Below are 25,021 nucleotides of genomic sequence, written 5' to 3' on the forward strand. Positions count from 1 at the left end.
CGATTTCAATCTCAAAAGGACGGCTCATGAGTATTCAAATTTATCAAGTTTGCTTCCCTCTATTATATGCAGCTTCATATTAAATTGGTATAACAGATGAAGGTAAAACTATCCTGAACTGGAATTCCTATAAAGGCTATAATTTAGAGCATCCTTTTCATATTGACGATCCTGAAGTAGTAGAAAACTTTTTAAGGTAATTCAAAGTAAATTCTTAGAAATTTTTCACCCTTATTACACCACAGCTCGTTGCTATCGCAAGTGGATCTGATTTTAACTTATTTATCCTCACACATTTAGGTTTGCTTTTCAGCCAAAATACAAGTTGCGACGGGATAATCTGGATGATAAGCGTCTAATTCTTCAGCTGTCAGTTCTTCTACAGCTATTCCATGATAACTAGCTATTACAGTGGTAGGATTGCCATAGACATACAATTTCTGTTGAGAGAAATTTTTAAATATCCAGGCGAAAGCATCAGGTAAAGGTCGCCAATAATCAACGGGAGTAGCATGAACTCTAATCGCACTTGGTACCATCGCAAAACATTTACCACCAGGTTTTAGCCAAGTGTGGATGTTTTCTACTACTATCCAAGGGGCATAACAATGTTCTAAGACATTAAAAATTATCACTGAATCAAAAGATTCTGGTTTGATAACAGATACATCGTGAACATCCCCAACTATATCTACTCCTGGGCCTGCTTCTAAGTTGAGAATCTGATATGATGTGCCTGGATTAATTTGATAGAAATCTTTGTCTTTTGGTGTTCCTCCTATTTCCAAGATATTACCCCCAATTTGGGCTTGAATTTCCTGAAGAAATTTGCTGAGATAGTATCTATCGACGGGTTTACCTCTTGTCAATCCAAAGGCTTGACAAATGGGAACTTTTTTTTTCAAATCACCCCAATCTATTGAACCTGTCGCAGGGGATAGGAAACCAAGATTTTCTAGGCGTTCTACTAATTTACGAAAGTCTTCTATATTATCAATAGATTCTAGGTCATCTTCTAATTGATATTGAGAAAATAATTGTGGCAGGATTTGGTAAGTTTCTCTACTTAATGAACCAAGTTCAAACTGCATTTTCTTTTCGATAAAACTCCGAAAGCCTTTACCAAAAATTGTGAGGCTGCCATCTGCTAAAAAAACTATAGCATCTTGAAGGATTTGCTCATATTTATCTAGTTCTTGAATGACTTTATCGGCTATGGAAGCTGATTTAACTTTTTGAAATATTTGGTAAGCATTCTCTAATAAATGTTCATGAATAAATATTTCTAGTATTATTAACCACGATTTTGCTGGAATAATTTCTGCGGTTCGCTGACTCCAAGCAAAAATTGCATATAATTTTGAATCTTCAACTTTTAAAAAGGCGTTAGGTACATATTGTTTTGTCATACAATTAATCACTTAAAAGCTTTTAATAATGAGGATAACTTAGGTATTATAAGATATTTTTGAATTTATCTATAATGAAAGTTCACAGTTTATAGTGAGCAGTTACCTTGTGTAATGATACTGAAAGACTTCCTTGATATCACCGAAGATAGAATAATTTTCTATTTCGTATTCCATTAATTTTTCCAAACCACACTATAGTTCGTTGCTACCATGAATGAATCTGATTTTAACTTAATAAGGATGCGCGATCGCTAATATTCCCGCATCCCCATCTAAAGTTACCTCTACACCCACTGGTAAGGCTGCATTGGGATTATCATGGCCAAAAGGTAAATCGGAGACAATCGGAATCCCCAAATCGCCCAAGCGATCGCGCAATACTTCTTCTACACTAAAACTAGATATAGTTGGTGGCGCTTCACAACGAGTAAAACCGCCCAACGCAATACCGCAGACTTGAGACAAAGCACCACTCAAACGCCACTGCGTCAGCATCCTGTCAATCCGATAAGGTGCTTCGGTAACATCCTCCAACGCCAGAATTACACCATCCAGATGTGGCAAGATTGGTGTACCCAAAAGGTGAGTAGCCACCGTCAGATTACCTGGTAATAAAGTACCATGAACCACACCACCACCCCAACCACAACCTTTAAGAGGGGTAAAAGAACTACCTTCTACCCAATCGAATAATCGCTTAATAGACCAATCTGACTCATCTGCTAAAGTTGTCATTACAGGGCCGTGAACGCCGGAAATTCCTGCTGTATAAAGACTCCATAATAAAGCTGTGATATCAGAAAAGCCTATAAGCCACTTGGGAAGCCCTGAGTTTGGCCAATTCCAATTTTCTAAGATGCGGGTGCTGCCAAAACCACCTCTGGCACAGAGAATACCACGACAATCAGGATCTTGCCATGCTGCTGCTAGCTGTTGACGACGGGTTTCGTCTGTTCCAGCTAGATAACCCCATTTGTCATCTATCTGGGGACTGACTTTTAATTGATAACCACGCGATCGCCAAATTTCTAGACTCTGTTTAAATTCCTCGAATTCTCGTAAAGCACCACTAGGGGCAATTACTCGTAGTAAGTCTCCAGGTTTTAGGGGCGGTGGTAAGATTTTGGCTGGCATGAAACAAGTTAAGAGTGAAAAGTATAATAGACTTCTGGCAGAAGTGGGGAAAAGGTTAAGGGTTAAAGGGTAAAGGTATAGAATTTTCCTTTACCCTTTAACCTTTAACCTTTCCCCAATATCTTGGCATTTGTTACTTTTGCAAGATGTCTAATATTAACAATGCTGCAACTGTGTTAACAACACAACAACTTCATCAATTGCCTGCCGTATAACTGTTGCAGACTGATTTGACTGATTGACGATAATACTAAAAACTAGCGGCTCATATTTCGGCGCATTCATATATCCCGATAGAGAAACTACACCCGTTAACGTACCTGTTTTTGCTTGCACAATGCCCTCAGCAGGTGTACCTTGAAAGCGGCCTTTCAGAGTTCCACTTTTACCAGCCACCGGTAAAGATGCACGATATATATATGCAGTTGGAGTTTTTGCCATTCCCCGCAGAGTTTGGACAAAAGCTTCTGGTGTCACTAAGTCACGACGTGATAAACCTGAACCATCGACCAAAATGTAATTAGCTGGATCGACCCCCAATTTAGTTAAACTTGCTTTGACAACTTCTAAACCGACATCAGCACTAGTCTGATTTTTCAGTCTGGCCTTTTTCACAGCTAATACTCTCAGCAATGCTTCAGCATAAAGATTATTACTATTTAAATTAGTTTCTGCTAATAATTCAGCTAAAGGTGGCGACTCTACAAATGCTATTTCCCCTTGATTCACACCGCCATTTACTACTAATGTTTGTCCCAAGTTAATTTTTTCTGTTGCTAAGGCAGTACGGAAACGTCGTAAGAAGTAATAATTAGGGTCAACTACAGGCAAATCTATTAAAGATTCTTCAGAATTAGTTGCCAGTTGTCCTTGAATTCGTAATACTGTTCCTGATAATTCGCGGGTGACATTGACGTAGCTCGGTTGATTTTGGGGAACGGTTATTGACTGATTAATTATCCGCCACTGTTTCGCTTCGCCAGCATCAATCCACAGCACTTGTAAAGATTTACCTACAGCCTGTGGTACAAGTTTAAAGCTAAAAATATTTTTATTCAGAATAAAGCTGCTGACTGGTACGCCATCACTTGACTGCACATCTTCCCATTGCCAGGTGGGATTAACAATATCACCTTGAATATAACTATCATCAGCACTCAACTGCTGAATTTGGGTAATCCTTTTCTGTTTTAACTGCTGTGCCAATTTTTGCAGTTCAGTATCACTTAAGCTAGGATCTCCCCTGCCGACAACACGTAAAATACCATTGCCATTCTGATAAATAGAGGTGCGAATCCGAAAATTAGCACCCAATTCCTGCAACGCGGCTGCTGTTGTCAGCAATTTGAGGTTAGACGCAGGAGTAAAATATTTTTGAGCATCTCGACTGTAAAGAGTTGTCCCCGTTGATAGAGGTTGTATCAAAATTCCCCAGCGCCCCCGACTAAATAAGGGACGATTTATTACAGCATCTATCGCTGTTCCCAGTTGGCTAGAGCAAATTGATTTTGTGGTAGTTCTTGGTGCAACTGGGGTTTGTGCTTTTGCAACCCTAGAACTAAATCCTATCTGGCTAGTCAAAAATATTAATAAAATACCCAGTGGTTGATTTAAAGTCTTAAGTCTCACCAATTTTCCTTATCCCAAAGACAGATATTTTTACCTTGCAAACAATTTCTTTCCGGAGAGAGAAGAATTGGCTCAGTAAAGTTACTTAATTAGTATAAGGAAGATGTTCACATATTTCATACATAGGCGATTGCACAAACATAATTTATGGGACTACAAAATAGAAACCCAAGTCAACCTGCATATACAGAAATACGAAATCGAGGCAATGGTGTGAGTACATTTTTATCTGGTGTAGCTGTATTACTCTCTACTTTGGCTTTGGGATGTAGCGGCTATGTAGCTTATGAAGTTTTTACGTTACGGCAGACACTAAATGCTACTAGTACAGCCAGTAACACCATTCCCACTCAAGTCCCAAGTCTGACAGCTACAACTTCTCCACAAGCAACAGTATCACCATCCCCAGCTAGCGCTACAACATCAGCCATTAGTCCTGGTCAATTTGTGCAGCCTGCTTTTGGCAAAAAGGCAGAAGTTGAGTTGCTTTCAGCAAAACGAATTAAAGATCCAGAAACTGGAAACCGTGATGTGGTAAATCTGCAAATGCGGATTCGTCGCCTTGCCACAGACGGAGTTGTTGGTAACGATATTATCTCGGTGGCTAGTACAACAGCCCGCAATCCTGACACTAGCGTAACCTACAAAGGAGTTGCTCTTAATCGCTCAACAGGAAGCGTTTCTTTGTTCCAAGTACGTCCACAAGCCTCCGCAGATGCTTATATCTGGCTAAGAGTTCCCGATGGTATCAATAATTTGGACATTTTTGTGCCAGATACAGCTGCATTTAAAAATGTACCAATTTCATTTTAGCTAGCTAACTGATATAGCAGTCCTAAATCATTCGTGAAAATTATATCTCTCTTTCTTCTTTCTTTCCTTTGCGTCCTTGGCCTCCTTGGCGGTTCGTTTTCTAATCTAGATTTTTCACAACTAAAATAGGATTGCTATATCAAATAACTCCCCATCTAGGTGAGCTATTGTCGTTGATTGTACAAGATAATGCTTTACTTATCTAAACAGTAAGCCTGCAACTGTAAGCAGCAGTCTGAGAAATAACCAAATTTCCAAAACCCTTTTTAATTATTTTCTCTTTCACTACAAAAGCAATTTTGCTGACTGCCATTGATGCAGTTTTAGTATTGCTTATAACTGTGTTTTAAGTTTTTTATTAACCCTTGCTAAAAGCGTATTCTAAAATAATTTTAAATATAAATAATAATTCTAACATTACAAAGTTAACCAATAGATACAGCGGCTTCTAATTAATATCAATTGTCCAGTATAGAAAATAATCGGATGCGCTAATATCAGCAGTTTTGCAGCATAACTGTGATTTTCAGCATTAATTAGGGAAATATAAGTTTGATTAACTTTGCAATTATCGCAATGCTGATTCGGGGTGTTATCAGAAATGTTAACTCAAGGTTAAGGATTTAAAGTATGTTATCTATACATACCATGACGAATGCTAATAATCTGAACTTGCGATTAGAGTCTACTTTGCAAGAATTACCACTTTGGTCTGTTTACGTCGAAGCAGATAGTCCAGCAAATGATTTGAATACACTCTTTAAGCAAGAGCCTTTACTACCAGGTATTATCCTGGTGAAAAATCATGACTATCTGGGGATGATTTCTCGACAAAGATTTTTTGAACACATGAGTCGTCCCTATAGTTTTCCACTATTTTCTAAACGACCTGCAATCAATCTGATTAATTTTCTTCAGCCAGATGTATGTATAATTTCTGAGGATATGCTCATTGTAGAAGCAAATAAGGTAGCATTACAGCGAGAACCTCAATTTGTATATGAGCCGATTTTAATACAAACTCAGACAGGTAGTTATAAGCTACTCGATTTCCATCATTTACTTTTAGCGTACTCTCAAATTCATATTTTAACATTAGCTCAACTAGAGCAAGCACAAGAACAATCTAGAATCACCAAAATAGGTTTTCGTACCCTTAAGAATAACTATGCGCGATTAATTCAAAATGAAAAAATGTCTGCTTTAGGACAACTTGTTGCTGGTATTGCACACGAAATCAATAACCCTGTAAACTTTATCGCTGGCAACCTTGTTTATGCACTCAACTACACTCAAGATTTACTACAATTAATTAGCTTATACCAACACCATTATCCTGCACCAGTGGCAGAAATTAAAGCTGCGATCGCAGAAATGGAACTAGAATTTTTAACTGCTGATTACCTCAAGCTTCTTGATTCTATGAAGTTTGGTACTGAGCGTATCCAAGAGATAGTTCTTTCATTACGCAACTTCTCTCGCCTGGATGAATCTGATAAAAAGATAGTTGATATTCATGAAGGTATTGATAGTACTCTAATCATATTACAAAGCCGTCTCATAAATCAACAATCAGGTCAAATAATTACTATTGATAAAGAATATGGAAATCTGCCTTTAGTAGAATGCTATGCCGGGTTAATAAATCAAGTCTTTATGAATATTCTATCAAATGCAATTGATGCTATATTCGAGACTTTTGAATCAGCTGATTCAACTCTAAAATCACCTGTAATTCGTATTCGTACTGAAGTTACAGATAATCAGCAAGTAGTTATTCGCATTGCCGATAATGGTACTGGAATTCCCAAGGATATACAAAAGCGATTATTTGATCCATTTTTCACTACTAAACCCGTCGGTAAAGGCACTGGATTGGGGCTATCTATCAGCTATCAAATTGTTGTAGAAAAACATTGTGGTCAACTACAATGTATATCTACTGAAAAAGAAGGAACGGAGTTTATTATTACAATTCCTGTCGAACTTAATTCCTGACAAGTTAGTTAAAAAATCTCTATTTTGGGTAAATACTAATCGCTTTAGGCTTTTTTACGAGTACTTCGACGCGTAGGTGCTGGGGTAGCTGGTTCATAAGCCTTGAGTCCCCCATCGCCCGTAAAAATTTCTACTTGAAAGGTGCTACTGGTTTTGGCGTAATATTCGGCCACAGTCTTAATTGTCGCATCTCCGATAGAAATTTTTCTAGAAGCTAGAGTAGGCCATTCAGTAGCCAGTTGTTTCAATTGCTCTGAGTTCCAAAGTTCACCTACTTGAGTTTCAAAAACTCCCCAAGGTATAACTCCATCTGCTACTTTCACTAAAATATTACCGAAAGCTTGAGCAATTTCATATCGCTTAGAGTTAGCTTGGGCAATATGATTACCAGTTTCTATAATTGTTGCTATTGGTAGTATAAACTTTGCACCTTGTTTTTCTTCTTCCTGAAAACGGGCTTCAACTCTTTTTTTATCCCATTTATCCTTATCAGAACCACAAGTCTCTTTACCCGGTACACCTAAGTAAACGCAAAGTATCGATGTGTCAATAATCAAAACCTTTCTCATATTTAATTTTACTTATTATCAGAAAGGCTCTTTTCAATTGCACCTTTAGTTGCTAGTTTGCCTAAAGTACCTGATGCTAACAAAAGAGGAAGATTTTCAATATCTTCTAAAAGAGTAAGTTTGCTTTCTCCAGTTTCAGAATCGCGGTGTGCAACAACTACAAAAGGAACTATCTCCGGGCCTAAAGCATCGAGTAAAGCTGGGTTATGGGTAGTAATTAAAATATCAATTTTTCTTTTGCTGCCAATCTCTCGCAGTATTCTTACAAGTAATTCTGCACGCGAGGGATGAAGACCATTATCTATTTCTTCAATTACTAGTTGACTTCCTTCTGGCCGCGTAAGTAATGCTGTAAGAATTGCTATAAAACGGAGAGTTCCATCTGACATAGTTCTAGCATCAATTGATGTAATATGATCAGGTTTCCATTTTTCCTCACAGTAAAGCATGGCATCAGTGGCAAATTTGCCAACTTTTTCTGCCCATACTTTTTGAATATCGCCTTCTGGTAAATCTTTGATATATTTAGATAGATTTGATTCTACTTCTGTTTTGTCTTTTTCTGGTAATGTTGCTAATACACCGGCAATATTTGAAGCATCGCTTTCTAAACTATCAGATAGTGGTGAATAATTCCGCATATTAGAAGGAATAGGATTTAGGATTAAAATATTTTTTAGACTTGAAATTACAAAATCTTTAACTTGGTTTATACGAGGTAAATACTGATTATTTAATATATTTATAAAATCCACGTCTTTATATAGTGGTTTATTATTTTCACTTTGATTGAATTCCATTAATTCACGAATATCAATACGAGAATCTGTGGCTGTTAAACCACTTTTATTAGGGAAAAAAGAATTTTTAACAGTAAAGAAGCTTTCTTTGTCAATTTCAATATTTTCACTTGAATTTTGACGTGCGATATATTCTTCTATAACTTTAACTTCAGGGAGTATTTGTATTTGTATTACATATAAATAATCAGTTGTATCATCCTCTCCTTTAACTAATGTTTTCAATCTAAACTTAGTTTCCGGTTTAAAAGCTGCCCACTCTACACCGCCTCGAATAGATGTAAGTCTTTTATCGCCTCCTAACGCTGATTCAATATTTTCACCTTGTGCTATTCTTTGTAAAAATTCCAAAGCCTCAACCACATTAGACTTACCACTTGCATTTGTCCCAATCACAACAGTCAATGGGTCAAGTGGAAGCTCCGCATAACGGAAACTTTTCCAATTTTCCAGGATGAGTTGCTTAAGCATGATCAACTCCAAAACTCTACCTACTTAAATTTAGCTCCTAACAGTGGCGTTGGCAAAGCCCGCCGCAGGCATCGCACAATTTTTTTATCCTTCAACATCTCACCCAAAAAACAGCAAAGCCAGCAGACAAAGTAAAAAATTGCGTAATTACTCTATCTAACTGGCTACATCTCACTGTACTTTTGAAGACTTATTTTTCTGGCGGTAAATCTACACTGTAAACAGTCTTCCCAGCCAAGTTACGCAATGTTACCGTCATTACCTTTGTATTTCCATTAATTTTGACTCCTCCAAAGAATTGCAAACCTTCACTTGGTGGTCGATTTGCTTTTGTACCTGGAGGGAGGCTTTGAAATATCAATTGTGGCCCGAAGGTATTCTCTAACTCGTTTGGCCCAAATGTACCAGAGTTAAGCGGCCCGGCAACGAACTCCCAAAAAGGCTTAAAGTCAGTAAACTTTGCTTTAGCGGGGTCGTAATAGTGGGCTGCTGCGTAATGTACATCAGCAGTTAACCAAACAACATTCTTGATATTCTTGTTTTTGATAAATCGTAGTAAATCGGCAAGTTCTAATTCTCTTCCTAAAGCTGGGCCATTTCCATTAGCCCAAGCTTCAAAATCAGTGCTACCGTCTCTAACTATAAGTCCCAAAGGCATATCACTAGCAATCACTTTCCATGTTGCTTTTGATGACAGTAATTGCCTTTTCAACCATTGCACTTGTTTTTTGCTCAAAAAGTCTGTTTTTTTACTTGGTACTGGCTGATTATTAGGGGAATTTGGCCCTCGGTAGGTACGCTCATCCAGCATGAAAATGTCTAATAATGGGCCATAGTTGAAAGAGCGATAAATTTTCGCTTGCTCTGGATTATTGCTTTCATATCCAATAGGCAGATATTCTAAAAAGGCTTGTCTTGCCCTTTGAGCTAGCAAGTTAACATCCTTAACTGTATAACGGTCATCGCTTAGAAATTCACCAGGATACCAGTTATTTGTGGTTTCGTGGTCGTCCCACTGCGCCAATATGGGAACTTCAGCATTGAAACGCTTGATGTTTTCATCCAGCAAATTGTATATATAGTTGCCACGAAATTCTGTGAGGGTTTCTGCTACTTTGGATTTTTCTGGTGTAATGATGTTTTTCCAAATAGTGCCGTCATCTAAAGTCACTTCTGATTGGATGGGGCCATCAGCATAAATATTGTCGCCTGAATGGATGAAAAAATCGGGATGAAGTTGGCGCATAGTTTCGTAAATTTTCATTCCACCGAAATCAGGATTAATCCCCCATCCTTGACCGGCGGTGTCTCCACCCCAAACAAAGAATATATCTCGTCCAGATTTGGGAGGAGTTCGGAAACTACCATAAAAAGGAGCGCTGCAAGTACGTTGATAATCTAAATCTTGGAAAATCACCCGATAAAATAATTTTTGGTCTGGTGGTAGATTCTTCAGATAAAGTCGTGCTGTAAAGTCGCTATTCTTTAAAGCATTAGGCCCGACAACTCGCTGCACATTGCGAAAAGATTCGCTGGTAGAATATTCTACAATCATTTTGGCGGGGCGATCGCTCCGACTCCAAATCACGATGCTATCGTTAGATATATCTCCACTAGCTACACCATAAGGTATGCCAGGACGCATTTTATCAGAGGTGATAATTGCAGGTGCTTCGCCAAAAACTGGTGATTTAGCGACAAAATTTGTCGAAATAATTCCACCGGCTGTGATAGCTGAATGTAGCAAAAACTGACGCCGATTTAGCTTCAATGGGTGATGAGATTCCATACTAAATAACAGCAACCTTAAACTAAAGTATTACAGGATAAGTGTTTACCACACGTTGTTATGTCAACAAGTAAAGATTGAGTTATCTAAGGGTTAATAAAATATATTTAGTTTGATGTAATCAGAATGGTAGTCTTAATTAATAACTACTGTGAGCAAATTTATCCATGACCGAACAAAAAAGGATACAGAGCAACTAAATTTATTTATAGGACTAGTATTTGATTTCTGAAAAAACTCAGTACAACTAGGAAGGCTTCTTTCCCCTTGCCTATTGCCTATTGCCTATTGCCTACGCAAATCAGTTCAAAAATCAAATCGGATTCCTATATGAGCTGGTTAATTTTTAATTTTTAATTTTTAATTCGGAGCGAAGCGACGTGACTGCTGCTGTCTTTATAGAAAACGTCTACAAGTTTTACAACAATGTACCTGTAGTTAATGACCTGTCATTCCAAATTGAAGCGGGGGAGATATTTGCTCTACTTGGCCCGAACGGTGCGGGTAAATCAACCACAGTTAGGATGCTGACTACACTCACGAAACCGTCCCAAGGACGCATAGAAGTAGGTGGATATGATGTGATAAGGCAAGCAACGTTGGCAAAACAGAGTATTGGCGTAGTCTTGCAACAAGTCAGTGTGGATAACGATTTAACCGTCTGGGAAAATATGGAACTGCACGGGAGACTACATCACATTAGCAACCCGCAGCGACAAAAATTGATTAATCAATGGCTAGAGTATGTTGAGCTAGCAGAAAAACGTGATGATTTGGTAAAAACCCTGTCTGGGGGTATGAAACGACGGTTGCAGATTGCGAGAGCTTTATTGCATCAACCGCAAATTTTGTTTTTAGATGAACCAACGGTAGGACTAGACCCCCAGACTAGGCGACGCCTCTGGGAAATTATTCGGGATTTAAATAAACAAGGGATGACGATGCTACTGACGACCCACTATATGGATGAGGTCGAATTTTTGTGCGATGCCTTTGGTTCTACCAAGCCAGGACGCATCGGTATTATGGATAGCGGTAAGCTGATTTCTTTGGGAACTTTACAACAGCTGCGTTCTGCTCACGGTGAAGGTTTGGTGATGAAACAATTAGGTGTATCTAATGTGGGAAGTGATGGCGCTCGTAATTGGGAATATCTGTTTTTCCCATCCTTGGAAGCAGCAAATATCTACTTGAATGAACAGCCCGATAAAACCGGAATGATGGTGCGTCCCTCTAATCTGGAAGATATTTTTGTGGAATTAACGGGACGCCAGTTAGATTAACCTCATCCTCCTAACTGCCGCAGCATGGCTTCTACCCTTTCTACGCCATCTGAGTCATTGCGTCGTTTGTACAAGTCACGGGCTTTCTGAAGCAAGCTGTTTGCTTGTTTAGCTTGTCGTCGCTGTTTATACATCGAACCCATCAACTCATAAGTCTGGGCGTTGTTTTTATCCAAATCGATTGCTTGTTGGTATGCCCAGGTAGCGGCATTATAGTCTCCCATACGCGATTGGGTTACAGCCAATCCTAAATAGGCGTTGACGTTGTTACGGTTCAGCTGTATTGCACGACGATAACCTTCCTTTGCCCCACGTGTGTCGCCCAAATTGGCTTTGATGTAACCCACAGCGTAGTAAAAATCACTATTGTTAGGGTTGATACCGATCGCTTTACGATAAGCTGCCAATGCTGCCTGGTAATTTCCCTGTTGAGCGTATAAATACCCAATACCTGAATGGATTTTAGCATTCTTGGGGTCTATACTAGCTGCTTGCTGATAAACAGCGATCGCACCACCATAATCCCCAGCATTCACTAACCTCCGTCCTTCCTCCAGTAATTGCTTTAACTCTGGGTTTTTGGCTTGCGCCACTAATACCTGAGCTTGAGCTACTGAAGGTATGGTGAAAGTAAAACATCCTAGTAACACCACGCTAAACACGAATGATGTTGGCTTGTACACAGTAAATTTCCTGAAATTTTAGAGGACTTTTTTCTTGTACATTAAAACAAAAATATGGACTTTTGAAAACTGTATTTCTTCGTATTGATTCAGATGTTAATAGTTCATTTTCTTTTCCTTTACATTTAGCACTACATAACAGAGTTTTTACTGAAGGATGAAGTGTCAACGATCCAAGGCAGGTGAAGATACCCTACATATAAACCAGTACTATAGCAAAACTACACATTTTTTAATCAGTAGTTATACGTGTTACCCAGAAAAACTCAACAGGAATCTGACTTAATCCTAGATTCTAATACAGCAAGCTTATAGGCTTTGACATTTATTCCTATTTTTATTTCATTTAAAAGCTTGCTGACTCTGTGTCCAATTTTATGACATTTGTAATCCTTGATACTACCCTTTGAGAAGTTTTCATTCAGCCATTTACATCCTTTTTTGGTCATTCAAAGATAAGATAAATTTAAACTGTAAAATGTTGCATTAATCTGTTTAGGACAAGACTAACCCCAAAGCGCAATCTAAAATTGTATGAGAGGATGTTTATCAAACCTGTATTCTGTAATAATAGTTACAATTATTAAAGTGTTTATCAAAATACTTTAATAATAAATATTAAGATATATCCCAGATAGGAGGTTAATTTATGATTATAACTACCACAGATGTCATTCAAGGAGCCGTGATTGAATCATATTTAGGCATTGTGACAGCAGAAGTCGTCTATGGCAGCAATTTCTTACGAGATTTTTTGGCTGGGATTCGAGATATTATCGGTGGACGCACTGGTAGCTATGAGCGTCTATTTGAGCAGGGTCAACGCAAGGCACTAGAAGAATTAGAACAACGCGCACAACGTTTAGGAGCAAATGCTGTAATTGGGATTGAAATTGATACTGGCACAATAAATCTTGACCAGTCAGGAGTGCTTTTGCTAATTACTGCCACAGGCACTGCTGTGAGGATGCGTTAGTTTTTGATGATTTTTACTTTTGACAATCATTACAAAGTTTTAATTAGATTAAGTCCAGTTCATACATAGCTAAAGCTGGTCTATGATAGCTATCTAATAGATAATAGCTAGCTAATATTTGCAATTTTAAGTTAAGAATTTTTATTTTATTTATATAGAAAATTTAGAAAAAATTATTAATGCATAAATAAGTACTAAATTATATTAAAAGTTGTGAAAGCAAATCTATTTTTTCTCACTAAAGATAGACCTATTAAATCTTTCTATCGATAGAGATTAAAACGGAACATTTAGTTATTTAATTTGAAGCATAAAGATGAATATACCCGAGCAGGAACTTTGCTGAAACAGCACTGGAGAACATAAGCGATGTCATACGTAAATCGGACAGGCAATGACGTTATATCTACTGATACTGTGGTAGCAGGTCGAGTAGCTGAATATCACGACCGTGTTCGCTGGGGGCCAATTATTGCTGGTTTGTTGGTTTCTTTAGCTACACAATTAATTTTGAGTTCTATCATTGCTGCGGTTGCGGCAGGCACGGTTGCAGGTTCAGGTGCACCTAGAACAATTGCTCCTAACGCTGCGGGTAATGCGGGGCTTTGGTCAACTATCGCTTTACTAATTTCCCTGTTTACTGGTGGTTGGGTTACAGCCCGCGCTTGTGGACCGATGAACCGCAATACAGCTCTTCTTAACGGCGCAATTCTTTGGGCAACGACTTTGGCAGTTAGCTCATGGCTTTTAGCAAGTGGAGTATCTGGTGCTTTTGGTGTTGCTGCTTCTAACGCAGGAGAAGTCATAAACCAGGTACAACAGCAAGGTGGTGTTAATGTACCACAAGCAAACATAAGTGCCCAACAAGCTCGTGATACGGCAGCTAATATACGTTCGGGATTGTGGTGGTTTGTGTTTGGTTCTTTGTTGGGTTTAATAGCCTCAATGATTGGAGCCGTAACTGGCGCTCGTAGTCCTCGGACTAACACTTACAATGCTTAAATAATTGTTTGACAAATAAAATGTTATTTATTTTCAAATATAAGCACCTTTTTCAAGGTGCTTTTTATTTATTATTTAAGGTTGGCGTTTTTAATATCCGATTAATTCTTATATCGTAAAATTACTCTTTACTGATACCTTTAGTTGTATATCCAAAGTTAAGTATCAGTATCGAATGTTTCTTTCCAAAGAGTCATGAATATCGAATATTTGATTAGCTAATTTAAAAAGGTCAATTAATTGATGAAATAGAAAACCTAGACCAGGTTTTCGCTTGCTAAAAAAGTAAAAAATTTTAGTTACTTACAATGAGTACTATCATGGCAGACACAAGCCAACGTGGTTTTGCTTCAATGGATGATGACAAGCAACGCGAAATAGCAAGCAAGGGCGGACAAGCTGCCCATGAGAAGGGTACCGCTCACGAGTTTACATCTGAAGAAGCTCGTGAAGCTGGACAAAAAGGTGGTGAAGCCGTAAGTCAGGATAGAGAACACATGGCTGAAATCGGTCGTGAGGGAGGCAAGAGTTCTCACAGGGGCGGTCAAAATCAAGATAGTGATGATGGCGATAGTGAAGAAAAGGGTACTCAAGGAGGTACACGAGAACAACATGTTGAGGCAGGGCGGCAGAGTCACAAAAATCAATAAATAGACTCATCGTCGAGTATCTAATAGGTTCTCACTCTCAGATTGGACTTTAGGAAAAATTGCCAACATATATTATCTGTAAATATCGCGCTTTTAAGAAACATTTCTGTTCTTTAAAAGCGCGATATTTTGTATAGTTATTTCTTATAAAAAAATACAACTAAAACTTTACTACCGCAGATCACCATTTCAGATATGAACCTTCAATTCCCTGTTCGCGTCTAATTTTGCCATCTTTTTCAAACCAGGCAATTACTTGCTGCGCTGTCAAATCTTCAATAGCAACACCGTACTCTTGGGCAATATGCTTCAAAAGCTTCAGCGATGAAATTGTCAATCTTGTTAAAAACTTTTCTGGGGAAGACAACAACGCTGCGTCTACTTTTGCTGACTCTTCCAAAGTTAAAAATTGTGCTGATGGTTGCTGTGGTGGTACATCCATAAATGCTATCTCAAACTTAGTTGATTATTGATAATAGATAGTTGCTATTCAGCTATTATCCATTACCAGGGCTAGATGTAAACCGAGTTTATCTATGATAAATTTACTGACGAATTTGCACTAAATAACCACAACGGTGTTCGCCATCAATAATCCAGTGGGTGCGCTCTACGTTACAATCGGGTAAGACGGCTGCAAACATTTCTAATTCGTGACCACAGATGCTGGGGAAAGACTCGGCGACGTTGGAAATGGCGCAGTTATGCTCCATTAAGATAAAGCGATCGCTCTCAAAGGAGTCATTTACATCAACAGCGTGATACTCCGCCATGAAGCCTTCCGCTTTTCTTAACTCTACTAAGTTGGCTACACGTTCTCGCAGTGAACCGTTACCGACGCGATCGCGATATTCTTTAGCTTTGCGCTGCCACTGTTTCTCTAAAATCGATTTAAATTGGTCGTGTCCTACCGTTTCGGCTAAGGTGTCTAGTAACGAAACCGCAAAATTTCCGTGGCCATCACCAAAGCGATCGCTCATTGTTCGATGCAAGCGATCGCGTCCTTGACGACTCAGTTCATAAAGATGCTGCGGACGCCCCATCCCCGCCGCCTGCACTGATGTCGAATACAAAACTAGCTCCTCCGTCTCCAAATCTTTGAGATGGCGACGAATAGCTTGGGGGGTAACGTCTAAAACTTCAGCTAGCTCCAAAGCCGTTGCTTTTTCGTGTTTGTGCAGATATTCTAGGATATCTTGCTTGGTTGAGGACTGGTGGGTAGTCGCCATCTTCATATGGTGCGAGACGTTCAGCGAACGCCCCAAAAATTAATTTCTTTGAAAATTTGACCGTGCCGATTTTGGATTTTGGATTTTGGATTTTGGATTAAAAAAGTTTTCTGGTATATGCCCCGCTACGCTATCGTCAATCTAAAATCCTTGAGCCAAGCACCTTTGTGGTCTCTTTCAATCCAAAATTGCAAATCTAAAATCCAAAATTGTTTGACTTTGACAACATTGTTGTTGTTAATTTAGCGTAAAATGAAGATAGATTAAACAACATAGCTGTTGTTTTACTCTCCACCACTATTCTAGCAGCCGTGTAACCATTCCGTAACGGTAGATGGGAATCGGCTAAAGAAACCCCGTCTCCCATCCTTATAGAGAGATTCAAGTTCCGAACACGAGAGATTATTACTGATGAGTGCCACTGTCAAAACCTTAGTCAACCAACCCTACAAGTACGGCTTTGTCACGGACATTGAGGCCGACACTATTCCGCGTGGACTAGACGAGGACGTTATCCGCTTGATCTCCTCTAAGAAGAACGAGCCGCAGTTCATGCTGGACTTTCGCCTCAGAGCTTATCGCCAGTGGCAAAAAATGACGGAACCAACTTGGCCGAATGTCAAGTATCCGCCAATAAATTATCAGGATATCATTTACTACTCAGCGCCGAAACGTAAGAAAGAAAAACTAAACAGCTTGGATGAAGTCGATCCAACCCTTTTAGAAACCTTCGAGAAGTTAGGCATTTCTCTATCCGAACAGAAGCGGCTGGCAAATGTCGCCGTTGATGCAATTTTCGATAGCGTTTCTGTCGCCACTACATTTAAAGAAAAGCTAGCGGAAGATGGCGTTATTTTCTGTTCGTTTTCGGAAGCGTTGCAAGAACACCCAGAACTGATCAAAAAATATTTGGGTAGCGTTGTTCCTATAGCTGACAATTATTTTGCCGCCTTGAACGCCGCCGTATTTAGCGATGGTTCTTTTGTCTATATTCCTAAAGGCGTGAAATGCCCAATGGAACTGTCTACCTACTTCCGCATCAACTCTGGTGACACGGGACAATTTGAGCGGACTTTGATTGTCGCCGAAGAAGGTAGTTATGTTTCTTACCTTGAAGGTTGCACCGCACCGATGTATGACAGTAACCAATTGCACGCCGCAGTTGTGGAACTCGTCGCCCTCGACAATGCCGAAATTAAATACTCTACCGTACAAAACTGGTACGCTGGTGATGCTAACGGTAAAGGCGGTATTTACAACTTTGTCACCAAGCGCGGTTTGTGTCAGGGCGTAAATTCCAAGATTTCCTGGACTCAAGTAGAAACAGGTTCGGCAATTACTTGGAAATATCCTAGCTGTGTGTTGGTGGGTGATAACTCTGTGGGTGAGTTTTACTCCGTGGCGCTGACAAATCATCAGCAGCAAGCTGATACGGGTAGTAAGATGATTCACGTTGGGAAGAATACCCGCAGTACAATTATTTCTAAAGGAATCTCCGCAGGTAATTCTAGTAATAGCTATCGGGGTTTGGTGAAAGTCAATCCAACGGCGAAAGGGGCGAGAAATTATTCTCAGTGTGACTCAATGCTGATTGGGGATAATGCCCATGCCAACACTTTCCCTTATATTCAGGTGCAAAATAACGGTGCGAAGGTGGAGCATGAAGCTTCTACTTCTAAGATTGGGGAAGATCAGTTATTTTACTTTGCTCAACGGGGTATTTCTTCAGAAGATGCTATTTCGATGATGATTAGCGGCTTCTGTAAGGATGTTTTCAATCAGCTACCGATGGAGTTTGCTGTGGAAGCTGATAAGTTGTTGAGTTTGAAGTTGGAAGGCAGTGTTGGATAAGTGGAAGCAAGGATAAACACAGGGACATCGGCGTTCTGTGTTTATCTTTTGGAAGAATGACGAACCGCAGAGGCGCAGAGAGCGCAGAGAAAGAGAAGGGAGAGAAGATGATTATTGAAAATAGTGAAGTTGTGCTGTCAGTACGGAATCTGACGGCTAATGTTGATGGGACACCGATTTTGAAAGGTGTGAATCTGGAGGTGCGATCGGGTGAAATTCATGCGATTATGGGGCCGAATGGTTCTGGTAAGAGTACCTTTTCTAAGGTGTTGGCTGGACATCCGGCGTATGAGGTGACTGGCGGTGAGGTGATTTTCCAGGGGCAAAATCTGCTGGAATTGGAACCGGAAGAACGCGCAAGAAGTGGTGTATTTTTGGCGTTTCAGTATCCGTTAGAAATTCCGGGTGTGAGCAATTTAGATTTCTTGCGGGTGGCGTACAATTCCCGTCGCAAGGCGCAAGGTTTAGAGGAAATAGACGCTTTTGATTTTGACGATTTGATTGAGGAAAAGCTGGATGTGGTGAAGATGAATGCCAGTTTTCTCAGTCGGAGTTTGAATGAAGGGTTTTCTGGTGGTGAGAAGAAGCGGAATGAAATTCTGCAAATGGCGCTGCTAGAACCAAAGTTAGGAATTTTGGATGAAACTGATTCGGGTTTGGATATTGACGCGCTCCGAATTGTGGCGAATGGGGTAAATCAACTGGCAAGTCCAGACAATTCGACAATTTTGATTACTCACTACCAACGATTACTCGATTATATTGTGCCTGATTTTGTGCATGTGATGGCGCAGGGGCAGATTATTACGAGTGGTGGTAAAGAACTGGCGCTGGAATTAGAGTCTCGCGGTTATGACTGGGTGCTAGAAGAATTTGCAGCTGCTGAGGTGGGTGTGTAATGAATATTCAAGTATCTCCTAGTCCAATACCTAATTCAAATGCAGTCAGTTTGACATCAATGTTAGATAGAGATGATTATCTAACTGGGTTGTTAGATCAAGTAACAGCAACTAAGACAGAAGGTTGGTTGCAGGAATTACGCCAAAGTGCTGCAAATTGGGTACGTCACTCAGTTATCCCGACTACCCGCGAGGAAGAATGGCGATTTACTGATTTGTCGTCTCTACGAAAGGTGCAATTTAATGTAGAGACGCGAAATTTCGCGTCTGTCGCGTCTGTAGAATTTGATATTTTGCTAGAGGCGGCTAATAGTCGTCTGGTATTTGTTAATGGTGTTTTTGCACCGGAGTTATCCGCAGTTTCAGATTTGCCATCTGGAATTGTGGTAAGTAATTTGGCTGGTTTGTCTGGGGTTGAGCAACAAGCTGTACAGCAGTATTTAGCTCAAGCTGAGGGAGCGCAGGAAGTTTTTACGGCTCTCAATACGGCTGGAATAACTGATGCAGCTGTGGTGTGGGTGAAGAAGAATGTGGTAGTTGAAACGCCAATTCATTTGGTGTTTATTTCAGGTGAAACGGCAACGATTTCACAGCCGCGTTGTTTGGTGGTGGCGGAAAGTGGTTCGCAGGTGACGTTGGTTGAAGAGTATACGAACCGCAGAGGCGCAGAGAGCGCAGAGAACGGAGTTTATTTAACTAACGCGGTTACGGAAGTTTGGGTTGGTGACAATGCTGAGGTGAGTCACACTAGGGTTGAGTGGGAAGGTGCAGAGGCTTTTCATATTGGGAAAACTGCGATCGCACAGGCTCGTGATAGTCGATATACTTGTCATGCCATAACTTTAGGTGCAAAGTTGTCACGGCACAATTTGGAAATTTTGCAAACTGGTGAGCAGACACAAACTACTCTCAATGGTTTGACGATAATTTCTGGTAAGCAGTTGTCTGATACTCACAGTGCGATCGCACTCAATTATCCTCACGGTACAAGTGACCAATTGCATAAATGTATTGTAGGCGATCGCGCTCATGCGGTATTCAATGGTAAAGTTTTTGTACCCAAACCAGCGCAGTTAACAAATGCATCCCAGTTGAATCGCAATTTGCTGCTATCGTCTAAAGCCAGAGTTGATACCAAACCCCAATTGGAAATTACGGCGGATAATGTTAAATGCGCTCACGGTGCTACCGTTAGCCAATTAGAAGATGACGAAATATTCTATCTGCAAAGTCGGGGAATTGATGAAAACGATGCTCGGAAGTTGTTAATTAACGCCTTCGCTGCTGAAGTTATCAACAAAATACCAGTTCCTTCTCTGCGAGAAATCCTTTTAAACACAGTGAATAATCTCAAGTCCCTGACTAATGAGTAATAACGTAATCTACCAATGACTTTTACTCCTACCAAAACCCTTGCTGATAAAGTTCGCGCTGACTTCCCGATATTGCATCAGGAAGTCAACGAGAAACCCCTGGTTTATCTCGATAATGCTGCGACATCGCAAAAGCCCTTGTTCGTATTAAATACCCTGCGGGACTATTACGAGCAATATAATGCCAACGTGCATCGAGGTGCCCATTTTCTGAGTGCTAAAGCTACTGATGCTTATGAAGGTGCTAGAGATAAAGTTGCCAAATTCATCAATGCTGCATCCCGTCAGGAAATTGTCTACACGCGCAACGCCAGTGAAGCGATTAACCTAGTCGCTTATAGCTGGGGAATGAATAATTTGCAGCCTGGGGATGAAATTATTCTGTCCGTGATGGAACACCACAGTAATATTGTGCCTTGGCAATTGGTGGCACAAAAAACGGGTGCAGTACTGAAATTTGTAGAATTAACACCAGAAGAAACTTTTGATTTGGAACAGTTTAAAAAACTGATTTCCGAAAAAACAAAGTTAGTGTCGGTGGTGCATATTTCTAATGCTTTGGGTTGCATTAATCCAGTGGAAGAAATTGGTGCGATCGCTCACAGTTACGGTGCTAAATTTTTAGTTGATGCTTGCCAAAGTGTTCCCCACTTCCCTGTCGATGTACAGAAAATAGATTGTGATTGGTTAGTAGCATCCGGTCACAAAATGTGCGCCCCAACTGGGATAGGATTTCTGTATGGCAAGTTGGAATTGTTAGAATCAATGCCCCCATTCTTTGGTGGTGGTGAGATGATTGCAGAGGTATATTTAGACCATTCTACTTATGCAGAATTACCGCATAAATTTGAAGCTGGTACACCTGCAATTGGAGAAGCGATCGCACTTGGTGCTGCGATCGATTATCTTAGCAGTATCGGTATGGATAAAATCCACGCCTACGAAGCAGAATTAACGGCTTATTTGTTCCAACAATTAGAGCAAATTCCCCAAATTAGAATTTACGGCCCTAAACCAAATGTAAAAGGTGAAGGTAGAGCCGCTCTTGCGTCTTTCACAGCCGGAGAAGTCCACGCTAACGACTTATCTACATTATTAGATCAAGAAGGCGTTGCAATCCGTTCTGGACACCACTGTACTCAACCATTACACCGTTACTTAGGTCTTGCTGCAACCGCACGAGCAAGTCTATCTTTCTACAACACCCGCGAGGAAATTGATATTTTCATCAAAGCACTGAAAGAAACTCTGGACTTTTTTGCAGGTTTCCTTGCTTAAATTTACAAAATATTCAGATCCTAATTGTGCCAATTATCAACAATATAACTTGCTAATAATTGGCACAATTTAATTATTTGGCTTTTTTACAGGAGCGAACCTAGGGGCGCAAGGCCTTGCGCCCCTGGCAATGTACAAATAATTTGGGATAATTTATTTTTTATCAGTCACTTATATATAGTTAGATAAACCTTTAATTTAACAGAGTAAAAGATAAGATCGGCAAGAATTTTAATTGCTGCGTTGGGATGTGCAATAAGACACCAAGGGTCTTTCTTGAAAATTGCTGTAACTGTGGCTATGGCATTCACGGCATCCATACCATAATTCATAAAGAAATCTACCGTACCCCCATCAACAATTGAGTACCACTGAGAACCTATAAACCACTCATTTTGATAGTTACATCTAAACTGTAGTATTTGTAAATACCAGTGGCGTAGGCGCAGCCCGTGTAGACATCGCTTAGTAAAATCCACCATGTTCTGCTTGTGCTATCTAGTTTGTACTAAAGTTAACTTTATTCAACCGAGAGTTGTTAGTTGACAGTTGGTTGCTGTTAGTACAAGCAGCAATGACGCTGCTATTAATTCAGATAGAAGTGTATTGAATAAAATTATGGCGACTAAGGCGATGAATTGTTGTTGATGAGGATGATAACGGATTCATAAAACAGTATGATGCTTTCTCCTATCTGCCGTTGTAGCTGAATCTAAATGTACATTCTAGAATCAACTTTTGATTCACTAGAGAATAGGGCTGAATTTCTAAAGCACGTTGAAAAGCTCGGATAGCTTGACTATACTCTCCTAGTGCTGCATAACATAAGCCCATACCATGAAGCGCCCCAAAATGTATTGGATTTATCTGTATAACCATCTGACAATCTGCCAGAGATTTTTGATAATCGCCAATACTGTAATAGAGGAAAGCTCGACGATTCCAAGCTTCGGCAAAATCTGGCTGGTCTTTAATTAATGCCGTCAGCGATGTTTCAGCTTCAGCAATTTCACCTGCATCTAGTAACTTTTGACTGCGGTCAATTATTTCCAGCCCATAGATTCCCTTTTGCTGAAACCAGATCCGCCAGATTTTTCTGGTTGCCTTGTCGCGCACTGTGGCATCCGGGTTTTTCAACTCTTCAAGTAAGGAATTGATAAATAAAGAATCCATGAATTTGAGATCAGTGAATATACCTTTGTATTAACTTTCTCACAAAATATCTCGATTAAATCATTTTTAAAGTCATCTTTAAATTAACCGTGATTAATCGCTAATTATGAAATTTCTGTGTGATTTATTGTGTTCAACAATACGACTAATACCACACTAGATATTTAGAGTCATAAAAATAAAAACTGACTAGAGGTAGCTAACAGATCCCTTTGGTGCTATTACTCAAGCTCATATCAATATGCCAGAACTGCAAAATGCACTAGACAAAGGTTGTTTGCAGATAGATGGCAAGATACCGAAAAGTGTTGGAATCACAGTTGCTTCGACCGGACAGAATGTGTCGCCAGAGTGGAAGATATGGGCTTCTAAGAATTAATGCCAAATATGTTGTATTTGTTTTTCACAAATTGTCTCAGTGGCTAACACACTCTTTATTAAGCTGTTACGCATTTAAGTTACACATCAACTGGTGAGGTTGTCCTAAGTCAATTGTCCAAAGTCCAATTGGTAAACACAAATGACTAATGACTAATGACGGTCTACACGGAAAATAGTGCAATATGTAGGCGCGTTAGCTTAGAACCTAAGTTTGTCTGCTTATTCGCTGTACTGGAAGGTATAGAGAGTTTTGTAATGTACATTACACTCTGATGTGACGCTGTATGCAGCTGCCATTGATGACCATTTGGATTAACATGGCTATTATTCCTGGGTTCGGAGATGTAGGCATGGCGGGCTACGCGGGAGCTTATTTGGCACAAAATAAGCTAATTACCTATGAGCAAATGACGCTCAAATCCAGTTATTAGCTGAACACTGCATAAATCGTTAGTTAACAAATTTTACTTCGCCAAAATTGGAAATATTCTTAAATAAATGCATACTAAATACATCACATTGGTACACTAACTTCATATAAAATAGTGATTTATTTTATCAGACTATTCCATAATCATCTACTATAATATTGGATACTTCAATTTTCAGATTATAGCAATAAATATTACATAGTAGGTACTAATGGTACAACCGACTATTGGACAATTAGAAACAAAAATATCACAGCGGATTATAAATTTATATAATGATAGGCTAGGTAAGTCTCCTAGCCAAATCATTTGTCATTTTTTTGATACTGAAATCGTAATTTCTTTAGAAAACTCTGTTACCCAAGCTGAACAAACTTTACTCAATGGTGGTTATGATACTTTAGCTGAACAAGTACGATTATATTTAGAGAAAATAATTAAACCAGATTTAAAAAATTTGATTGAGGAAATTATTGGTCAACCTGTCCTTTACCTGATGACAAACACCAATTTAGCAACAGGCCGTACTGGGATTGTTGTAATTCTCAAGGAATTACCTGAACTTCGTAATCCCGAATCTATTCCTAAGATAAATGTTAGGAATTTAGCTGACTGATGTGGCGACTAATTACCACTTCTAATTGATTAAAATCATAGGGTTTAGTAATGCAATCATCAAATGCTGTGAGCATCGTGGAGCGATCGCCTTGTACCGTTCTTAGAGGTGTGACTGCAATGATTGGAATGGTAGCAGTTTTTGAGTCATGCTTGAGATCGTCAATGACTTGGTTCGCACTCAAGTTAGATAGCTTCATATCTAGCAAGATTAAATCTGGTTGATGAGTTTGTGCCAACATCACAGCCCTCACCCCTTGTTTAGTACAAATACATGAAAAATTTAATATTCCTAGATGAGAATTAAGTAGCTCTAAATCATGTAAACTCTGTTCAACAACCAAAATTAAAGGCTGTCCATTCATAAGCAGTTAGTCCTGTGCAAGAAAAGCTGTTCATAAAAACTCCACCCATCAGGAAAACCTGAAAGTCTTTGTTTCTAATAAGTCTTTAATTTAATGTACGAGAGTATCTTCAGGCAACCAACTAAAGCATAAAAATGAATAGGTTAGTGTATAATTCATTCGGTTGTCCATCGGCGCTAAATTTTAGGAAATAACATAGCAAAGCATTCCTAATATC

The 25,021-nt window shown here is 39.4% G+C and carries 25 protein-coding genes; 13 read left to right on the forward strand and 12 right to left on the reverse strand.

Features of this window, described 5'->3' with window-relative positions:
- Positions 1-296: 296 nt before the first annotated feature.
- The 3 genes from V7K53_RS26935 to dacB form a co-directional block, all read right to left on the reverse strand.
- Positions 297-1,409, reverse strand: a complete 1,113-nt coding sequence (locus V7K53_RS26935) for a methyltransferase domain-containing protein (protein ID WP_335200570.1) — start codon at positions 1,407-1,409, stop codon at positions 297-299.
- Between the two features lie 234 nt (positions 1,410-1,643).
- On the reverse strand, positions 1,644-2,546 hold the full coding sequence (locus tag V7K53_RS26940; RefSeq protein WP_335200571.1) for a S66 peptidase family protein: 903 nt from the start codon (positions 2,544-2,546) through the stop codon (positions 1,644-1,646).
- A gap of 156 nt (positions 2,547-2,702) precedes the next feature.
- Complete coding sequence (gene dacB / locus V7K53_RS26945; protein ID WP_335200572.1) at positions 2,703-4,175, reverse strand: D-alanyl-D-alanine carboxypeptidase/D-alanyl-D-alanine endopeptidase; 1,473 nt, start codon at positions 4,173-4,175, stop codon at positions 2,703-2,705.
- Between the two features lie 213 nt (positions 4,176-4,388).
- On the opposite strand from dacB, the gene V7K53_RS26950 reads away from it, so the two are divergent.
- Together V7K53_RS26950 and V7K53_RS26955 are read left to right on the forward strand one after the other, a co-directional pair.
- Positions 4,389-4,988 carry a hypothetical protein gene (locus tag V7K53_RS26950; protein WP_335200611.1) on the forward strand — a complete coding sequence of 200 codons (600 nt, stop codon included), beginning with the start codon at positions 4,389-4,391 and terminating at the stop codon, positions 4,986-4,988.
- Positions 4,989-5,618: 630 nt separating this feature from the next.
- Entirely contained in the window at positions 5,619-6,986 is a 1,368-nt protein-coding gene (locus V7K53_RS26955) for an ATP-binding protein (protein WP_335200573.1), read from the forward strand.
- A 44-nt stretch (positions 6,987-7,030) separates the two neighbouring features.
- Here the strand turns inward: V7K53_RS26955 and V7K53_RS26960 are convergent, their stop codons facing one another.
- The 3 genes from V7K53_RS26960 to V7K53_RS26970 form a co-directional block, all read right to left on the reverse strand.
- Positions 7,031-7,555, reverse strand: coding sequence for a hypothetical protein (locus V7K53_RS26960; RefSeq protein WP_335186475.1), 525 nt, complete (start codon positions 7,553-7,555; stop codon positions 7,031-7,033).
- Between the two features lie 8 nt (positions 7,556-7,563).
- Positions 7,564-8,826, reverse strand: a complete 1,263-nt coding sequence (locus V7K53_RS26965; protein ID WP_335200574.1) for an AAA family ATPase — start codon at positions 8,824-8,826, stop codon at positions 7,564-7,566.
- 190 nt (positions 8,827-9,016) lie between these two features.
- The gene (locus V7K53_RS26970; RefSeq protein ID WP_335200575.1) at positions 9,017-10,615 is read right to left on the reverse strand and encodes an alkaline phosphatase D family protein; all 1,599 of its coding nucleotides are present in this window, start codon (positions 10,613-10,615) and stop codon (positions 9,017-9,019) included.
- A 380-nt stretch (positions 10,616-10,995) separates the two neighbouring features.
- Between V7K53_RS26970 and V7K53_RS26975 the strand changes: the two genes are divergently transcribed.
- Positions 10,996-11,898, forward strand: coding sequence for an ABC transporter ATP-binding protein (locus V7K53_RS26975; RefSeq protein WP_335200576.1), 903 nt, complete (start codon positions 10,996-10,998; stop codon positions 11,896-11,898).
- A 2-nt stretch (positions 11,899-11,900) separates the two neighbouring features.
- Here the strand turns inward: V7K53_RS26975 and V7K53_RS26980 are convergent, their stop codons facing one another.
- The gene (locus tag V7K53_RS26980) at positions 11,901-12,581 is read right to left on the reverse strand and encodes a tetratricopeptide repeat protein (protein ID WP_335200577.1); all 681 of its coding nucleotides are present in this window, start codon (positions 12,579-12,581) and stop codon (positions 11,901-11,903) included.
- 649 nt (positions 12,582-13,230) lie between these two features.
- Between V7K53_RS26980 and V7K53_RS26985 the strand changes: the two genes are divergently transcribed.
- From V7K53_RS26985 to V7K53_RS26995, 3 genes are all read left to right on the forward strand, one after another.
- Positions 13,231-13,557 (forward strand): YbjQ family protein, encoded by a 327-nt coding sequence (locus tag V7K53_RS26985; protein ID WP_100900674.1) that lies wholly within the window; start codon positions 13,231-13,233, stop codon positions 13,555-13,557.
- Positions 13,558-13,926: 369 nt separating this feature from the next.
- Positions 13,927-14,559, forward strand: a complete 633-nt coding sequence (locus tag V7K53_RS26990) for a hypothetical protein (RefSeq protein WP_335200578.1) — start codon at positions 13,927-13,929, stop codon at positions 14,557-14,559.
- Positions 14,560-14,879: 320 nt separating this feature from the next.
- Positions 14,880-15,209, forward strand: coding sequence for a KGG domain-containing protein (locus V7K53_RS26995; protein WP_335200579.1), 330 nt, complete (start codon positions 14,880-14,882; stop codon positions 15,207-15,209).
- Positions 15,210-15,390: 181 nt separating this feature from the next.
- Here the strand turns inward: V7K53_RS26995 and V7K53_RS27000 are convergent, their stop codons facing one another.
- Complete coding sequence (locus V7K53_RS27000; protein WP_334841924.1) at positions 15,391-15,651, reverse strand: hypothetical protein; 261 nt, start codon at positions 15,649-15,651, stop codon at positions 15,391-15,393.
- Between the two features lie 103 nt (positions 15,652-15,754).
- On the reverse strand, positions 15,755-16,438 hold the full coding sequence (gene sufR / locus V7K53_RS27005; RefSeq protein WP_335200580.1) for an iron-sulfur cluster biosynthesis transcriptional regulator SufR: 684 nt from the start codon (positions 16,436-16,438) through the stop codon (positions 15,755-15,757).
- A gap of 411 nt (positions 16,439-16,849) precedes the next feature.
- Between sufR and sufB the strand changes: the two genes are divergently transcribed.
- The 4 genes from sufB (at position 16,850) to V7K53_RS27025 (ending at position 21,839) form a co-directional block, all read left to right on the forward strand.
- Positions 16,850-18,289, forward strand: coding sequence for a Fe-S cluster assembly protein SufB (gene sufB / locus V7K53_RS27010; protein ID WP_109009508.1), 1,440 nt, complete (start codon positions 16,850-16,852; stop codon positions 18,287-18,289).
- A gap of 107 nt (positions 18,290-18,396) precedes the next feature.
- The gene (gene sufC, locus V7K53_RS27015; protein WP_335200612.1) at positions 18,397-19,188 is read left to right on the forward strand and encodes a Fe-S cluster assembly ATPase SufC; all 792 of its coding nucleotides are present in this window, start codon (positions 18,397-18,399) and stop codon (positions 19,186-19,188) included.
- On the forward strand, positions 19,188-20,561 hold the full coding sequence (gene sufD / locus V7K53_RS27020; protein ID WP_335200581.1) for a Fe-S cluster assembly protein SufD: 1,374 nt from the start codon (positions 19,188-19,190) through the stop codon (positions 20,559-20,561). The genes sufC and sufD overlap by 1 nt, the downstream gene beginning before the upstream one ends.
- A 15-nt stretch (positions 20,562-20,576) precedes the next feature.
- Complete coding sequence (locus V7K53_RS27025) at positions 20,577-21,839, forward strand: cysteine desulfurase (protein WP_335200582.1); 1,263 nt, start codon at positions 20,577-20,579, stop codon at positions 21,837-21,839.
- A gap of 167 nt (positions 21,840-22,006) precedes the next feature.
- On the opposite strand, the gene V7K53_RS27030 is transcribed toward V7K53_RS27025, so the two are convergent.
- Both V7K53_RS27030 and V7K53_RS27035 read right to left on the reverse strand, forming a co-directional pair.
- A complete protein-coding gene (locus tag V7K53_RS27030) occupies positions 22,007-22,321 on the reverse strand; it encodes a hypothetical protein (RefSeq protein ID WP_335200583.1) in 315 nt (104 codons plus the stop codon).
- Positions 22,322-22,529: 208 nt separating this feature from the next.
- Positions 22,530-23,012 carry a tetratricopeptide repeat protein gene (locus V7K53_RS27035; RefSeq protein ID WP_289795655.1) on the reverse strand — a complete coding sequence of 161 codons (483 nt, stop codon included), beginning with the start codon at positions 23,010-23,012 and terminating at the stop codon, positions 22,530-22,532.
- A 220-nt stretch (positions 23,013-23,232) separates the two neighbouring features.
- Here V7K53_RS27035 and V7K53_RS27040 point away from each other — a divergent pair, with 220 nt between their 5' ends.
- The 3 genes from V7K53_RS27040 to V7K53_RS27050 all read left to right on the forward strand — a co-directional run bounded on the left by V7K53_RS27040 (position 23,233) and on the right by V7K53_RS27050 (position 24,440).
- On the forward strand, positions 23,233-23,391 hold the full coding sequence (locus tag V7K53_RS27040; RefSeq protein WP_442940516.1) for a hypothetical protein: 159 nt from the start codon (positions 23,233-23,235) through the stop codon (positions 23,389-23,391).
- Positions 23,392-23,692: 301 nt separating this feature from the next.
- Entirely contained in the window at positions 23,693-23,824 is a 132-nt protein-coding gene (locus V7K53_RS27045; RefSeq protein WP_335200584.1) for a hypothetical protein, read from the forward strand.
- A 211-nt stretch (positions 23,825-24,035) separates the two neighbouring features.
- A complete protein-coding gene (locus V7K53_RS27050) occupies positions 24,036-24,440 on the forward strand; it encodes a DUF2294 domain-containing protein (RefSeq protein WP_335200585.1) in 405 nt (134 codons plus the stop codon).
- On the opposite strand, the gene V7K53_RS27055 is transcribed toward V7K53_RS27050, so the two are convergent.
- Positions 24,421-24,804, reverse strand: coding sequence for a response regulator (locus V7K53_RS27055; RefSeq protein WP_335200586.1), 384 nt, complete (start codon positions 24,802-24,804; stop codon positions 24,421-24,423). The two genes, V7K53_RS27050 and V7K53_RS27055, sit on opposite strands and share 20 nt — an antisense overlap.
- Positions 24,805-25,021 lie beyond the last annotated feature (217 nt).

It is taken from the genome of Nostoc sp., from assembly GCF_036917355.1.
Classification (GTDB): domain Bacteria; phylum Cyanobacteriota; class Cyanobacteriia; order Cyanobacteriales; family Nostocaceae; genus Nostoc.

Bases quoted from the DNA above. Each gene is read 5' to 3' on its own strand.
- V7K53_RS26935 (WP_335200570.1), bottom strand. From the start codon at position 1,409: ATGACAAAACAATATGTACCTAACGCCTTTTTAAAAGTTGAAGATTCA.
- V7K53_RS26940 (WP_335200571.1), bottom strand. From the start codon at position 2,546: ATGCCAGCCAAAATCTTACCACCGCCCCTAAAACCTGGAGACTTACTA.
- V7K53_RS26955 (WP_335200573.1), top strand. From the start codon at position 5,619: ATGTTATCTATACATACCATGACGAATGCTAATAATCTGAACTTGCGA.
- V7K53_RS26960 (WP_335186475.1), bottom strand. From the start codon at position 7,555: ATGAGAAAGGTTTTGATTATTGACACATCGATACTTTGCGTTTACTTA.
- V7K53_RS26965 (WP_335200574.1), bottom strand. From the start codon at position 8,826: ATGCTTAAGCAACTCATCCTGGAAAATTGGAAAAGTTTCCGTTATGCG.
- V7K53_RS26970 (WP_335200575.1), bottom strand. From the start codon at position 10,615: ATGGAATCTCATCACCCATTGAAGCTAAATCGGCGTCAGTTTTTGCTA.
- V7K53_RS26985 (WP_100900674.1), top strand. From the start codon at position 13,231: ATGATTATAACTACCACAGATGTCATTCAAGGAGCCGTGATTGAATCA.
- V7K53_RS26990 (WP_335200578.1), top strand. From the start codon at position 13,927: ATGTCATACGTAAATCGGACAGGCAATGACGTTATATCTACTGATACT.
- V7K53_RS26995 (WP_335200579.1), top strand. From the start codon at position 14,880: ATGGCAGACACAAGCCAACGTGGTTTTGCTTCAATGGATGATGACAAG.
- V7K53_RS27000 (WP_334841924.1), bottom strand. From the start codon at position 15,651: ATGGATGTACCACCACAGCAACCATCAGCACAATTTTTAACTTTGGAA.
- sufR (WP_335200580.1), bottom strand. From the start codon at position 16,438: ATGGCGACTACCCACCAGTCCTCAACCAAGCAAGATATCCTAGAATAT.
- sufB (WP_109009508.1), top strand. From the start codon at position 16,850: ATGAGTGCCACTGTCAAAACCTTAGTCAACCAACCCTACAAGTACGGC.
- sufC (WP_335200612.1), top strand. From the start codon at position 18,397: ATGATTATTGAAAATAGTGAAGTTGTGCTGTCAGTACGGAATCTGACG.
- sufD (WP_335200581.1), top strand. From the start codon at position 19,188: ATGAATATTCAAGTATCTCCTAGTCCAATACCTAATTCAAATGCAGTC.
- V7K53_RS27025 (WP_335200582.1), top strand. From the start codon at position 20,577: ATGACTTTTACTCCTACCAAAACCCTTGCTGATAAAGTTCGCGCTGAC.
- V7K53_RS27030 (WP_335200583.1), bottom strand. From the start codon at position 22,321: ATGGTGGATTTTACTAAGCGATGTCTACACGGGCTGCGCCTACGCCAC.
- V7K53_RS27035 (WP_289795655.1), bottom strand. From the start codon at position 23,012: ATGGATTCTTTATTTATCAATTCCTTACTTGAAGAGTTGAAAAACCCG.
- V7K53_RS27045 (WP_335200584.1), top strand. From the start codon at position 23,693: ATGACCATTTGGATTAACATGGCTATTATTCCTGGGTTCGGAGATGTA.
- V7K53_RS27050 (WP_335200585.1), top strand. From the start codon at position 24,036: ATGGTACAACCGACTATTGGACAATTAGAAACAAAAATATCACAGCGG.
- V7K53_RS27055 (WP_335200586.1), bottom strand. From the start codon at position 24,804: ATGAATGGACAGCCTTTAATTTTGGTTGTTGAACAGAGTTTACATGAT.